The following is a 13,479-nucleotide window of genomic DNA, read 5'->3' as shown; positions in this document are numbered from 1 at the left end:
CCCCGCGGCCCCCCGGGGGGGGGGGGTTTGGGGGGGGGGGGCCGGGGGGGGGGGGGGGGCGGGCCCCCCCCCGGGGGGGGCCGCCCCCCCCCCCCCCCGGCCGGCGCATCCGGCTTACGCGCCGGGGAGCCCTGCACCGATGACGCCGACGTACCCCACGGAGGGCGGCACGGTGCCCGGCCGGGCACCTGCCACGCGCAGCGCCTCGCCGCATGTCTCCAGGTGTGCTGCGGCCGGCCTCGTCCGTGACGGCGCCGAAGACACCGAACGTCGCCGGCCCCAGGCGCAGCGCGACCCACAGGGGCGTCGTCGCCTCCTCCCGTACCTGATCCAGCGCCCGCTCCAACGCGGCCCCAACCTCCGGCGCCTTGTCCGGCTTTACCCCGAAACGGACGAGCAGTCCCACGGTGACCATCTGGGAACACGGCTACGAAGCCACCTCCATCGCCCTGCTCCCCCAGCCGCTCACGCGCGGCCAGCCTGTATGCGGCGTTCGGCGACAAGCGGGCCCTGTTCCCCGAGGCGCTCGGTTCCTCGGCCGCCGCCTCACCGCCTACGGCGCGTTCACCGCACGCGCACCGGCCCAGGAACCGAGCGCCCGCGCAGCCCCCGAGCGCCTGCTGCCCGAGGCGGCGGCCGCCTGCACCAGGCCCGGCCGCGCGGCTGCCTCCTGATCACCGCGGCGGCCAACTGCTCCCCCCTCCGCCGGCATGACCGGCCGGCTGCGCCGACTGCGTGCCGCAGGCCTTTGCGCACTCCAAGACAAGAACGCCGCCGCGCCGCCGGACCACCTGCCCGCCCACACCGACGCCCCTGCCCTCGCGGCCTTCTACCCGGCCGTCCTGCACCGCAGGTCCGCCCAGGCCCGCGACAGCGCCGAACGACGCGACCCTGAGCAGATCGCCGAGTCGGCACTTCGGGCCCGGCCCTCTGCCACCGGACAGGCCACGGCACGGGTACGAAGCCCGCATAAACCCTCATGAAACCGCATAAAAGAGCGCCTCACGGCGCCACGGCGCGCATCCCGCCGAAGTCGCCCGACTCCACCGCCAGGGGACACGACACGGATGCCGGACCGGTGAGCAGCGGCGACACCGAACTGGCCCTGGCCGCACGGGAACTGGGTGACGACCGGGAGGACGACTGGGCCGACGCCGCGGCCGGATGGGCCGGGGACTACCTGGACTCCGACGTCAAGGGCACCCTCAACGTCGCCGACGTCAGCGCCCTTGCCCACGTCGACCTGGCCACCGTCCTGGACGGCGACCGGACGAACGGCATCGGCGCCGAGGAACTGTACGAAGGCCTGCGCCGCCAGTTGGACGACGGTGTCGAGCGTGCCGGGCACGACCCGTTCGGCGCCGGCGCCGTCTACGACGACTTCGACGCCGTACCGCACACCTTCGGGCTGGTGGCCACCGCCCGCCTCTACGCCAAGGCCACCGGGGACACCGAATACGAGGCCTTCGCCGACCGGCAGTGCGGCTGGGCGCTGGGCGTCAACGCCTGGGGAACCAGCTTCGTGATAGGTGCCGGTGAGGTCTTCCCGCACTGCCCGGAACGCCAGTTGGCCAACCTCAGGGGCAGCCACGACGGGAAGGGCGCCATCCTGCGGGGCGCCGTGGTCAACGGTCCCAACGAGGCCTCGAAGCTGGAGGAGTTGAACGGCGAAGAAGTGCACGGCCGCCCCGCCGACAGGTGCCTGGACGGACTTCGACGGCAAGGGCGCGCGGTACGTCGACGACGTGGGCGCCTGGCAGACCGGGGAGCCCGCACTGGACTTCACGACCACGGCGCTGCTGGCCTTCGCCCTGACCGCACAGGGCGAAGGCCAGTAGCCCCGGCGCTGCTCAGGACGTGAGGTAGCAGGACTTGCTCACACCGGGCAGCGGATCGGTGCCGAAGGCCGCCGTCGTGCAGCCGGTGCCGCCGCTGAACGTCTTGTAGGCGAAGGTGCCCCGTGCGCCGTAGGCGACGGTCTGCTGTCCGCTGAAGGCGCACGTGCCGCCTTCGGCGGAGCAGCTGGTGGCGTAGCCGGCCGGGCCGCCGGTGGCGGTGTAACAGGCCTTCGACTCGCCGGGGATCGGGTCGCCGAACCTGCCGTCGGTGCAGGGGGTGTCGCCGGTGGCCTTGATCGTCGTGAACGCGCCGAAGGCTCCGTACATCACCGGCTGGCCCGCGGCCGCCGGGCAAGTGCCGTTCTGGTCCGCGCACTTGGTCCAGCCACCGGCCGGGGCTCCGGATGGCGGTAGGTAGCAGGACTTGGCGACTCCGTCGATGGGATCGCCGAAGTGGGCGTTGGTGCAGGCGACGGAGCCGTTGGTGACCTGGTGGGCGAAGTTGCCGTTGGCGCCGTAGGCGACGTCACGGTTGTAGCCGGGCACGGCGCAGGTGCCGCCCTCGGCCGCGCAGACGGTGTATCCGGGCGGACCGCCCGCGTCGGCGACGTAGCAGGACTTGAGGAGATTCGCCGCCGGGTCGCCGCCGAAGGAGGCGTTGGTGCAGGCGGTGCTGCTGGTCACCGTCTTGTATCGGTACGTCCCGGCCCCGTAGGCCACGGCACGGGTGCCGCTGAAGGAGCAGGTGCCGCCCTCGCCCGCGCACCGGGTAAAGCCTGCCCTCAGGGCGCCGGTACCGGGTTCGGCGGGTGCCGACGGATTGCCCAGTCCGCTGGCGGTCACGCTGTAGCTGCCCGGAGCGACGCCGGTCAGGTAGACGTAGGTGTCGTCCTGGCTCGCGCCGGTGATGCCGGAGGTGGGCGTGAAGGTGCCGTTGCTCCAGACGACGTTGCCGTTGACGGACACCGAGATGTTGGAGCCGCCCAGATTCGGGACGCCGATACGGCCGGTGGTGCCGGACGGGCTGGTGAGCTGAGCCGCGTAGGTGCCGGCGGCGGGGGCGCGGGACCAGGAGGCATTGATCGCGCCCTGGGGCATGGTGATGCGGCCCTCGGCGCTGGTCAGGTCGCCGGGGTGCGGGACGAAGCGGTAGGCGCCGGTCGCCGACTCCGGTGCGGTGCCGAGCACGTCGAAGGTGAGCGTGGAGGTGGGCGCGGAGGACCAGCCGTGGGCCAGGCTCATGAAGGAACCGCCGTAGGCGAGGCCGCCGTCGGCCTTGATGCCCTCCCAGAAGGTGCTCTTGGTGCCGATGTCGCTGCCCAGCATGTGGCCCCAGGTGCGGCGGATCTGTGCGAGGGCGCCGAAGTCGTCGTTGGCGGTGAAGCGGGCGTTCAGCTCCATGCCGCCGGCGAAGGGCGACACGTTGCTGCCCCATTCGGGGGTGGTGGGGCCGTAGATGCCCCAGTTGTTGCCGAGCCCCGCGACGATGCTCTTCGCCTTGGCCGTGGAGTCGGTCAACCCGTACCAGACCGCTAGGGAGTTGCCGTCCTGCGGGTACAGGGCGCTGGTCGGGTTGTCCTTGTACATGCCCTTCGAGGCGTCCCACAGACGGGAGTTGGCCGCGGTCTTGATGGCGGCCGCCTTGTCGGACCAGCTCGCGGCGAGCGCACTGTCGCCCTTGGCCTGGGCCAGGGTGGCGCCGCCCTTGAGCGCGGCGTACAGCAGCGCGTTGGCGGAGATGTTCTCACCGCCCTGGCCGGACCGGGCCCAGTCCTGGGTGCGGGTCACGTTGAGGAGGTTGTTGCCGTCGATCTTGTTGATGATGAAGGCCATCCCGCGTTTGTAGTCGGCCCATTCGGAGTCCAGCCACGCCCGGTCGCCGGTGTAGGTGTAGTACGTGGCCGTGCCCAGCAGCGTCCAGGTGTGGTAGGTGTCCGAGCCGGTCAGGTTGAACGGCGGTCCCGACCAGGGGATTTCACCCGCCGCCGACTGCGCGTTGTACATCGTGGTGAGCGCGTTGCGGGTCGAGGTGAGGTCGTTGGAGTACGCGTACTGCGTGGGTACGGCGATGCCCAGGTCGCCGGGCCACACCGTACGGTCGCGCTTGGCCCCGTCGACCAGGACGGACTCCCCCACGCCGACGGTGGCGCCGTTGTCCCACTCCGTGGCCGGCGGGGGCCAGGCGCGGCCCTGGTCGGAGGCGATCGTGTTGAGCTGCACGGTGTACGCCCCGGCGTACCAGATGCGGTTGAGCAGGTCGTCGTTGGAGTGGAAGTAGTTGGCGTAGTCGGCCGGGTTGGCCTTCCCCGGAGCCGCGGTGAACGCGAGGCTGACACCCTTGAGGTCCACCCACCCCGAGGTGTCGAGGAAGACGGTGAGATAGCGGAAGCCGCCTCGTTGCTGCGCGGTGGGCATCGTGTAGGTGCCGTTGGCGGAGGCCGTGGTGTAGAGCGCCCCGTCCTCGCCGTCGCGGCCGCTGCTGCGGTCGCTGTTGGTGCCCACGTACAGGGACGACTCACTGAAGGCCAGACCGACCCGTTGATTGCTGTCGCTCGTACTGCCGAATGACAACGTTCCCATTCCGGCGACTTCTTTACCGAAGTCGAGCGTGATGGCCGACTGTGAGCCGGAGATCCGCGTCGACTGCCCGCTGAGGACGTTCTGCGGGTTCGCGACGCTGCCGGACGTGCGGTACACAGCGGTCGGCTTGAGCGTGCGGGAGGTCGGCGAGTAGCTCAGGGGGTCAACGGCCGCCGCACCGACGCTCGTTGCGGTCGTCAGGGTCACCGCGGAGGCGGACGGCGCGGGACCTGCGGCCAGCGCGGCGGCCGCGACCATGGCGAGGCTGAGCAGATGGTGCCGGCCTGGCGATCTGCTCAGTGGGGGACGACGGCGCATGGAGACCTCCCGGGGCGGGTGCGGGGACACGGAGACGTGGTGTATGAAACGATTCAAAAGCGCGGCCTGCGAGCCCCATCGCCTGTTCGGACAGTCGGATGCACGAGGAGCCTCGTCGAAGTTTCACCGATGATGGGCGCGCGGAATCGAGGTGTCAACCCGTCGTGACCACCGTGAACTTCCCTGCGAAAGACTCCCGTTGAAGGCATTGACAGGGACTCGCCAAGCCGGTTCACTGCCTCGGAGACAGGTATGGACCAGTGCGCGATTCCGGCCCGGCTCGGTGAGAGTCGTCGACCCCAGCAGCGCCCACCGACCGGCGTCCCCCATCGCGAAATCGAGGCGATCTGCCGTGCGCTCACGAAGCTCCGACATCGTTGTCAGATCGCGGCTTCTCAGCTTCCTGCTGACGGCCGCGCTCGCCTTCGCGGCACTGGTCCCGGCCGCGACGCCCGCGGCCGCCGCCACCCCGGTGTGGCCTGTGACACGCTGGACCCCTCACAGGCCCGGCAGGAGAGCTTCCCGGCACCGACCAAGAACCTCAACGGCCGTCGCCTCCAACTGCACGTCTCCGACGCGGACAACATGGCGTGGGCCAGCATCGACGACGGCGTGCCCGGCGACGCGGTGTGGCTGGACCGCTCCTGGGACGGCGGCGCCACCTGGGAAGGACTGCTCGGCAAGGCGAGCATCCCGAGCACCTGGACCGGCACCAGGACGCTGATGTACAACATCACCGACCCCCGCAACCACCGGCGCGGGCTGGTCCGGGCCTGCGGCGACGCCGTCGGCGTCGGCTGCACGAACTGGGTCTACCCCACCGTCTGCGAGACGCTCTGCGACGGCACCAGCGCCGGCCAGGCGGCCGGTGACGACCAGCCGGTGCCGTCCACGACCATCTACGGGCGCACGGTCCGGCTGCACTTGGACCAGAAGAACTCCATGGCCTGGGCGAGCATCGAATCCGGTGGCGCGGGCGACGAGATCTGGCTGGACCGCTCCTGGGACGGCGGCTCGACCTGGCCCGGCGGCTCCTCCCTCGGCCGTACCAGCACCCCGTCCGGCACCACCGGCACCCGTACCGCCATGTACGCCACCCGCGACCCGCGCGGTCTCCTCTACGGCGGCGCGGTCCGAGCCTGCGGCCGCGAGGCCGGCCACAACGAGGGCAGCTGCACCGCGTGGGTCAGGCCCGCACCGACCAGGGCACGCGCCGCCGCGGACGCGCCTGGACCCGTTTCAGCCCGGCACCCTCCATACGGCGCCACTCGCAGGTGGGTGAAGTCGAACTCCTGCGGTTATCTGGGGTAGCGGTGTAGGGGCTTGGCAAGGTCGCTGTTCAGGAAGCTGCGGACGCGTCCGAAAGGTGGCTGAGGTTCATCCTCTGCCCAGTTGGAGGTAAGTCGCTGTCCTGTTGGAGTGGTGCATCCGTAGGATCACGTCATGACTGCCGATGCCCCGCTCACCCGAGAGTCGTTCCGGCGCCTCCAGCCGATTAACGCGCCCAGGCCGGTGTCTCAGTTGCCGGATCGTGTCTGGACTGACGAGGACTGGGACCGGATCCGGCGCGGATATCGGGCCCGGGACATGGATGAGAAGTGGAACGTCTTCGTCGAAGGCGATGTCCTGTTCATGCATCGGAGTTGGACCGGTCATGGCGTCTATGAGGCGTCCTTTGCCCCCGTGGCTGGTGGTGGGTGGAGGATCGCCTCTGCTGTGGTGGAGGCCGATGGCGAGCGCTATCGGAGCATGGGCGACGAGCACGACCGTCTGATGCTGGAGCTGGTCATCAGCGCGATCGTCCTTGGTGAGGCAGCCGCCGACCTCCGGGCCGGACTCGTGGAGTTGACTGCTCGGGCTTCGGGGAAGAGTGATCTTCCCTCGGGTGTGGTGGAGCACAGTGTTCTGGGATTGCGTTCTGGATCGTGAGCCGTGGAGCCCGGCGAGTGCTGTCACGGTCTCGGGTTATGTGACTGGATCACACGTTGCAAGCGCAGGATCTCGCCGTGTGCCGCGGCCAGTCGTTGTTCGAGCTCTTGGACGCGCTCTCGGTGGGTGGTGCGCTCACGGCGGAGGGCTTCGGTAAGGGTATGAATCACTGTGCCGTCGTCGGCTGAGGGTGCCTGCGGGGGAGACTGGTTCTCGGTCCGTTTGCTGGCCGCGCAAGGTCTCGATGCGTTTGCGCAGGTCGGTGTGGGCATAGAGAAAGTCCAGGCTGACGCCGGCCGTCCGCGCAACGGTGCGGAAGTTGATCTCCTCGCTCTCCTTGATCAGCCTTCGAATGCCTGCCTCCGCTCGTTGGACGGCCTGCTGGTGCTTGTCCTGTGCGGCCTGCCCGAGGGCGGCGATCCGCCGGTCAGCAGGAGGCACGGTTTGCGGGGCCGTCTCGTTCGGCTGCTTGCTCATGAGTGTGATGCCCCTTTGCTGTCCGAGGTGTTGGCGGCGTCCTGATAGCCGGTGCGACCGAGCACGCCGGCGCCGCGGACGACGGCGGTGCTATCGGTTGGTTGGGCTTCGAGGGCGACGATCTCCAGCTGCATGCTGCGGATCTCCGCGTTGCGCTGTTCCATCCAGACGTTGGTTCCGCTCATCGGCTCGCCGTAGCGTTCGGTGTGCCGCGCCTGCCGGGTGGCGACCAGGGACTGGGTCTCGGCGAGTTGGCGCTGGATGTCTGGGAGGAAGGTGCGGTCGGTGGCGAAGTGGCCGCAGCCGTGGCAGGCGTTTCCCTTGTCGCAGGACCGGGTGGGCGGCAGCAGGCAGTAGCCGTTGGGCAGGATGCGGTCGGTGCGGCGGTCGAGCTGCACGAGGTCGAGCATGTCGCGGCGGCCCATGCCGATCTCGCGCCCGCCGCGCCCGATCTTGGCCAGGGCGAGGAACTCGCGCTCTTCGGTGCTCGCGAGGGTCGCCGCGTAACGCATCGTCATCTCCCGTGTGGCGGAGCCGGTGGCTTCGTGAGTAGAGGAGGAGCTCGCCGCGTGAGTCGCGCAGATCCAGGTGGTGGCTGAAGTCCTTCAGGACATGGTTGTAGTTGCTGGTCTCCCAGGACTTGGTGCCGTGCCGGTTACCGGTGGTCTTCGGGAACAGGTAGCGGATGGTGTCGGCGGGGCCCAGGTGCCAATGCTCGCGCACCCATGCCTGCTGTTCCCGGATGATCTCGACCACGTCGCGGCCGACGAGGATGGTGTTCGGCGCCGCGTCGATCTTCGTCTGCTGGTAGCGGAGCCGCGCGACCATCCCGCCCTCCGGGACGGCGGCGGCGTCCAGGCCGGGGATGTCGGACAGCGGCTCGAAGTCCATCATCAGCACTTCGCTGGCCCGGCGTCCGGTCATGGCCTGGATGAGCCAGGCCCGCATGACCGCGGGATGTCCGAGCCCGGCCAGCTCAACCTGGCGGGCCTCGCGGACGACGGTGCGGGTCTGCTCGGTCGGCAGGCCGAGGAGCTCGATGTGGGTGAGCATGCTGCTGAGATCGGTGTCGTTGATGTAGTTGCGTTCGTCGGCCTCGCGGACCTCGCGCTGACGGGGCCGGTCGGCGGGGCGGAACATGCGGGCATGGCTGTCGGTGAGCGCCAGCCGCCGGGCATCGTCCAGGGCTTCGGCGGCCTCAGTGCGGCAGTCGGTCATGACCCGGTAGAACAGGTCGATCGTCTGCAAGTTCTTGTTGATCGTCCTCGGCTGGAGGCTGCCGCCGACCTCGGCGCGGCCCGGCGTCTCGCGCTGCCAGTGGTGCAGGAAGGTGCCGAAGTCCAGCGCGAGGACGCGCAGGCTTCGCTCGGTGTCGTCGGCCAGGGCCGGGTGGTCGATTCCGCGCTCGGTCACGAACGCGGCGAAGCGCGCCGTGTTCACGCGGTGCTGCATCACCGTCGACCAGGTCAGCTGCCCGGATTCCATTTGCAGCCGTAGGTAGAACTTGGTCCCCTCCCGCAGCCAGAGCGGGGTGATGTCGCCCCAACGGACGGCGGTTGGGCGCCCAGGGGTGCCCGCTAGCCGTCCTCACCCCGACCGCGGGGTCAAGACCACCGTCGTGCGCACCACCCTGGAAGGGCTGGTCGCCAAGAGCCGCGCTCAGCGCACCAGGCATGGCTCGTCCGTCTTCTACAGCGCTTCGGCCGACTCGGAGTCCGCGCAGACCACACCCCAGGCCGACGACGTCACCAGCTGAGCACCGCCGGGCGCCTGTGACAACGACGTCGGCTCCTCGTGTGATGGCGCGCCGGCATGGAATGTCAGCGCGAAGGGCGCAACCGGCGGTCAGCGGTGCGCGATTGAGACGATGCCGAGCAGACCAGGCCTGGGACTGCAGGGCGGGGCAGCCGCTTCAGCGGCGGCGGAATGGTGCGCTGCGTAAGGATGAAGAACTACAAGATCCTGAGCGACTGCTGACAGCGCGGTGACGGCCTGCACCGCGCGTTCCAGGCCGTCGCCGGCATGCACAACCTCGTCCTCGTGGCATGACCCGGCGATCCCGGCGACTGGCCCCGGCCTGCCAGAACCCGGCCTTGTGCAACCCAACTTTAGGCCCGTTATTTACAGGCGCAGTCCACTTCGCAAACGCCACCCCAGCTGCGAGCAGCACCAGCTTGGGCCGCGGCCACGGCCGAACTTGCTGGCGCGTAACTGCCGGACCGCCCTCATCACCCGTCGCGTCACCGTCCCCGATGAACGGCAGCTCCCTCATAGCCACTTCACAGGTTCTACAAAGGAACCTAAACAGGTAATCATCAAATCCGATTGACCGTCAATCAAGGATTGTTAAAGTTGATCGGCTCGTCCATCTCTGGCCTGCAGGAACTCGAATCGGTCTAGATCAAATAGGGCGCAAGCGCCATTCCTCGCGAACCGCATGTCACGCACCCAGGCATTTCCCATCTGACTGACCTTCATGTGAAGATGATCGCCGCCTGACGCCGGGGCACCGGGCCTCTTCCAGAACCGCGAGAGATACGAGGCGCGCACAGCGAGCCATCCGCCCAAGCGTCAGAACTCCCTCAAGTTTTCTCTAGCGAATATCTATTTGTTGTGCGAAGGGGCTCAGACACACAGGCATGACAAGGCCTCGACGGGTGCTCCGGCAGGTGATCGGCACCTGCCGCATCCGGAGCCGTCAGCGTCTGCAATAGACCGGGCGGAGAGCGCTATGACTGAAACGAATCGCCGCCACGCCAGCAGCACAGTTGTGTGGAGGGTGCTCATGTGGCTGATGGCCGCAGCCGTCAGCATGTTGGTGGCCTATCTATCTTGGGTCATCACCATGATGGGCGGTGGCTGGTATCTACTCATCAGCGCTGTCGTCCTCTGCGCACCCGTTCCTGTCCTCCACCTGATCACACGGCGCCGGCACACACGGCGTTGATATCGCCGAGCCCCACGTTTCTTTGCCGTAGCCACCCTCTGCCGGAACCGGAGACCGATCTCCTGGAACGTCGCGCACGAGCCGAAGGCCGGGGCGGCGAGATCGAAGGCATCAGCCTCACCCTCGCCTTCCCTCGCTCGAAAAAGGACGACTCTCAGCGCCGAGCGCAGCGTCTGCCTGTTGCCCCCCGCATGCCGAAGCCACGAACCCCTGTGACGGAGAGCGAAGATTGGTCGAACGGGCTACAACATCGCGACGTCCACGCTGTCAGGACAACCACCCCTCATTGTCCCGATGCTCGCCAAGGCCCACGACCGTGAACTCGTCATCCTCACCGGCACGGACGCCAAGCTCCCGCAGAGCCTGGCAGACCGGGGTTGCTTCGGCCGGTGCCGGTTCACCCTCCACCAGGTGGAGCGGCCCAAGGACGAGTTCTCCGTCACGCCAGACCGCCACATTCTCTTCCCCTGCGCCACCGAAGTACTCAGCTTCGGCATAGGCCACGGGGCCTCCTTTCGACCACTCGGCCAGCACACCGTCGAAGCTGGCCGGGAGGCTCCAGAAGTCGGTACGCCGGGCCCGGGAGGCATCGGTCAGCGCGTCCGACAACACATCGGTCATCGGCACCAGCGCCAGACCGTGACGCAGATCCACGACGCGCGCGGCAGACAGATCGCCCGTCACCGCATCCAGCAATCCCTTCCGCGCGATCACTGCCTTGAGGTCATAGCCTCAACCCGCTCACCCTCGCCGTCGGTCTTCACGCCGCTGATCTTGGCACCGAAAGCCACCCGGGCCAGCACCACTCCCTGCTCATCGACGCTCGCCAAGAAGCCCGACGCCGACCGCCCCCTCACCATCGGAGCCTCATTGAGTGGTGTGCATCGTGAAGTTGCTGGTCACGGGTCTGGTGTGAGGGCCGGGAGAGCTACTCGCGCTGGTCGTCGGCCGAAGTCCATGGCGAAGATCGTCTGACATGTCGTTCGGGGCCGTCTTCGGGTTCTGCTGCGCCGCTCTTACGATCCGTGGCTGGGCAGGTACGCCGGGAGAGCGTGGGAGGGTGCGGGGATGCAGGAGCTGGAACGGATCACGGCTCGCCGGAGTGAACTGGACACGCTCGCTGCGGAGTTGGCCAAGCAGCTGCAGGAGGGCCAGGCCGAGCGGGAGGAGCTCGTGATCGCCTGGGCGAAGAAGCCGAGTCCCACCGGCCGAGCTGGCCTACGAGGAAGAATCGGGGCCGTCGTCGCCGAACTGCCGGTGTCGGGTCATCGAGCGGTGAGGACGTGCGCCCACGGCTCATCGATGTCGGCCAGACCCAGCACGGCGACGACATTGTCGAGCATTCCGGCGCCGAACCAGCGCCGCACGGCGTCGTCGTCGCCCAGCAGCTGCCGGACGGTGTCAACCTGCTTGGCGTAGCACCGGCGCACGGCCTGTGCCACCAGCGGCTCGCCGACGGCACAGTTTGCGTGCATGAGGAAACGCAGGATGTTCTGGTCCGCGACGAGCGCGGCGTAGGCGCCGCGTGCGGCATCCAACGCCGCCTCGGGCGCCGGCCCGGCCCCACCCGAGGCTGGCGGGTGAGCGAGCAGCGTTTCGGTCATGACGACGGACACGTGGTCGACCACCGCCGCGAACAGTGCTTCCTTGTTCGGGTACAGGCGGTAGAGATACGGCTGAGAGATGCCGACCCACTCTGCGATCTCGTGTGTCGTCGTACCGTAGAAACCTTTTTGCGCGAAGCAATCGACCGCGGCGGCCATGATGGCCCGACGTCGTTCGTCGCTCTTCGTGCTGGTACCGGCGGCAGGCATGGGCGTCAGTCAAACACGGCTCCCCTCAGCCTCCAAACGTCACGCTGAGGTCAGAGTCGGACGCCACGTCGTTGGGCGTCAGCGCCTCGATCGCCACCAGCGGGTTCCAGTAGTCCAGGTAGTGGGTGATGCGCGCGTCGTCATCGGTCCGCACGACGGAGATGCACGTCTGCTCGTACGGCTTGCCGGTCGGCAGCGCCGTGCCCTTCGAGCGGAATTCAGCGATCACCAGACTCGGATCGACCGTGTCATGGAACACCAGGTCGACGAACTCCACGTCGAAGGTCTCGGGAAAGTTGCTCATGTGCGCGCGCAGTGCCTCTCGCCCCGTCACCCGCTGGGGCACGCCGGCCGGCGCGTACGGGAACTCGAGCACCGCGTCCGGGGCGAACAGCTCCACCCATTCGTCGGTGCGTCCTGCGGCGGTGAGGCGCAGGTGCTCGGCCAGGGTGTGCTGGGCAGCGGTGCGGCGGGTGGCGTCGTCTTCCTTGGCTGTCATCTTCACTCCTATGTTAGTGGTCGACCTATAACCTACCATGCCGCGAGCCGTTGCGAGTAGTCGAGCAGAGGTAGCGCCAGGGGATCCCGGTCCGGTTCACGTACAGGATGACGTCAGGGAAACGCCCCTGCGGTGGCGGGCGGCACCCCGGTACTATCGGCGCCCGTCACGCTTCGGTGAAGATCGTCGGTCACCGGGAGACTTCTCGGTTCGTCAGGACCAGCAGGGCCCTGACCAGGGCGGTCGCCCATTTGGGGTCGGTGCGGAGCCTGCCGAGCACGCGCCAGTTCTTGAGGTGGGCGAATCCGTGCTCGACCGGGGCCCGGACGGCCGCCAGTGCCTTGTTGGACAGCTTCTGTCCCCGTGTCAGGGGCCGGTTCCGGGTGGCCTTGTAGCCGGTGATCACTGCCGGGTCGGTGTCCGGTCCGCTGTCGTCAAGTCCGACGAATCCCAGGTCGGCGATGGCGCCGAGTCCGGCCGCCCGGAGTTGGGCGGTGAGCTGGTCGTGACGGCAGGCGGTGATGTCCGAGGTCCGTCCGGGCCGGGTCGCCGAGACCCAGAGCAGCCGGCCCCTGTTGTCGGTAAGCGCGATCACGAGCAGGCCATGGCACTTATGCTTGCCCGAGTAGTTCTTCCGGTTCGCCGTGCCGGTGCGCCGCCGGGTGCGGATCAGCGTGCCGTCCAGCAGTACGACCCCGCCGCCCGTTCGGGCGATCTTCTTCAGGGCCCGCTGAAGGCGCGGGGCGCGGGCGGCCAGCAAGCCGACGATCTCGCGGACCCACCGGGTGACGGTGGTGCGGTGTATCCCGTTGCCGCCCGCCAGATCGCCCGGCCGCTGGTCACAGCGCAGTACCGCGAGCGCGATGGCGGCGATCCTTCCCGCAGGCAGGGTCCGCCACCGTGAGCCGATCTTCTTCAGATGGCCGCGCATCAGGGCCGCGAGATAGTTCAAAGTGGCGCTCGACAGGGGCAGGCGGGCGGTGTAGACAAGGCCGTCAGGGCCCTCGACGGTGCTGTTGGCTTTCTTCACACCAAACCCAACTGCCGTTGGGGGCCCGCCAGTTATGCCCCGCCGCG

Annotated in this window: 14 protein-coding genes; 7 read left to right on the top strand and 7 right to left on the bottom strand. The window is 68.6% G+C overall.

The window, feature by feature from the left end; genetic code table 11:
• Positions 1 to 407 precede the first annotated feature (407 nt).
• The 3 genes from ACFY0T_RS42915 (at position 408) to ACFY0T_RS42905 (ending at position 1,861) form a co-directional block, all read left to right on the top strand.
• On the top strand, positions 408 to 674 hold the full coding sequence (locus ACFY0T_RS42915) for a hypothetical protein (RefSeq protein WP_388883811.1): 267 nt from the start codon (positions 408 to 410) through the stop codon (positions 672 to 674).
• Positions 675 to 710: 36 nt separating this feature from the next.
• Positions 711 to 983 carry a hypothetical protein gene (locus tag ACFY0T_RS42910; RefSeq protein WP_388883809.1) on the top strand — a complete coding sequence of 91 codons (273 nt, stop codon included), beginning with the start codon at positions 711 to 713 and terminating at the stop codon, positions 981 to 983.
• Positions 984 to 1,078: 95 nt separating this feature from the next.
• Positions 1,079 to 1,861 (top strand): glycoside hydrolase family 9 protein, encoded by a 783-nt coding sequence (locus tag ACFY0T_RS42905; protein ID WP_388883807.1) that lies wholly within the window; start codon positions 1,079 to 1,081, stop codon positions 1,859 to 1,861.
• On the opposite strand, the gene ACFY0T_RS42900 is transcribed toward ACFY0T_RS42905, so the two are convergent.
• Positions 1,851 to 4,736: a trehalase family glycosidase gene (locus ACFY0T_RS42900; protein ID WP_388883805.1), complete on the bottom strand. Its 2,886-nt coding sequence runs from the start codon at positions 4,734 to 4,736 to the stop codon at positions 1,851 to 1,853. The two genes, ACFY0T_RS42905 and ACFY0T_RS42900, sit on opposite strands and share 11 nt — an antisense overlap.
• 474 nt (positions 4,737 to 5,210) lie before the next feature.
• Between ACFY0T_RS42900 and ACFY0T_RS42895 the strand changes: the two genes are divergently transcribed.
• The gene (locus ACFY0T_RS42895; protein WP_388883803.1) at positions 5,211 to 6,047 is read left to right on the top strand and encodes a hypothetical protein; all 837 of its coding nucleotides are present in this window, start codon (positions 5,211 to 5,213) and stop codon (positions 6,045 to 6,047) included.
• A gap of 132 nt (positions 6,048 to 6,179) precedes the next feature.
• Positions 6,180 to 6,665: a hypothetical protein gene (locus ACFY0T_RS42890; protein WP_388883801.1), complete on the top strand. Its 486-nt coding sequence runs from the start codon at positions 6,180 to 6,182 to the stop codon at positions 6,663 to 6,665.
• 135 nt (positions 6,666 to 6,800) lie between these two features.
• On the opposite strand, the gene ACFY0T_RS42885 is transcribed toward ACFY0T_RS42890, so the two are convergent.
• Positions 6,801 to 7,142 (bottom strand): DUF6262 family protein, encoded by a 342-nt coding sequence (locus tag ACFY0T_RS42885; RefSeq protein ID WP_388883799.1) that lies wholly within the window; start codon positions 7,140 to 7,142, stop codon positions 6,801 to 6,803.
• A complete protein-coding gene (locus tag ACFY0T_RS42880; RefSeq protein ID WP_388883797.1) occupies positions 7,139 to 7,660 on the bottom strand; it encodes a hypothetical protein in 522 nt (173 codons plus the stop codon). Before ACFY0T_RS42880 ends, ACFY0T_RS42885 begins: the two co-directional genes overlap by 4 nt.
• A 130-nt stretch (positions 7,661 to 7,790) precedes the next feature.
• Between ACFY0T_RS42880 and ACFY0T_RS42875 the strand changes: the two genes are divergently transcribed.
• Both ACFY0T_RS42875 and ACFY0T_RS42870 read left to right on the top strand, forming a co-directional pair.
• Complete coding sequence (locus ACFY0T_RS42875) at positions 7,791 to 8,639, top strand: hypothetical protein (protein ID WP_388883795.1); 849 nt, start codon at positions 7,791 to 7,793, stop codon at positions 8,637 to 8,639.
• 121 nt (positions 8,640 to 8,760) lie between these two features.
• Positions 8,761 to 8,898, top strand: coding sequence for a hypothetical protein (locus ACFY0T_RS42870; protein ID WP_388883793.1), 138 nt, complete (start codon positions 8,761 to 8,763; stop codon positions 8,896 to 8,898).
• Positions 8,899 to 10,356: 1,458 nt separating this feature from the next.
• Here ACFY0T_RS42870 and ACFY0T_RS42865 read toward each other — a convergent pair.
• The 4 genes from ACFY0T_RS42865 to ACFY0T_RS42850 form a co-directional block, all read right to left on the bottom strand.
• Complete coding sequence (locus ACFY0T_RS42865; protein WP_388883791.1) at positions 10,357 to 10,803, bottom strand: hypothetical protein; 447 nt, start codon at positions 10,801 to 10,803, stop codon at positions 10,357 to 10,359.
• A gap of 551 nt (positions 10,804 to 11,354) precedes the next feature.
• Entirely contained in the window at positions 11,355 to 11,903 is a 549-nt protein-coding gene (locus ACFY0T_RS42860) for a TetR/AcrR family transcriptional regulator (RefSeq protein ID WP_388883789.1), read from the bottom strand.
• 25 nt (positions 11,904 to 11,928) lie between these two features.
• A complete protein-coding gene (locus tag ACFY0T_RS42855) occupies positions 11,929 to 12,402 on the bottom strand; it encodes a nuclear transport factor 2 family protein (RefSeq protein ID WP_388883787.1) in 474 nt (157 codons plus the stop codon).
• A 190-nt stretch (positions 12,403 to 12,592) separates the two neighbouring features.
• Positions 12,593 to 13,432, bottom strand: a complete 840-nt coding sequence (locus ACFY0T_RS42850) for a transposase family protein (RefSeq protein ID WP_388883785.1) — start codon at positions 13,430 to 13,432, stop codon at positions 12,593 to 12,595.
• Positions 13,433 to 13,479: the final 47 nt, after the last annotated feature.

It is taken from the genome of Streptomyces sp. NPDC001530 (genome assembly GCF_042894545.1).
Taxonomy (GTDB): Bacteria; Actinomycetota; Actinomycetes; order Streptomycetales; family Streptomycetaceae; genus Streptomyces.
This window is presented reverse-complemented; position numbering and strand designations above follow the sequence as displayed.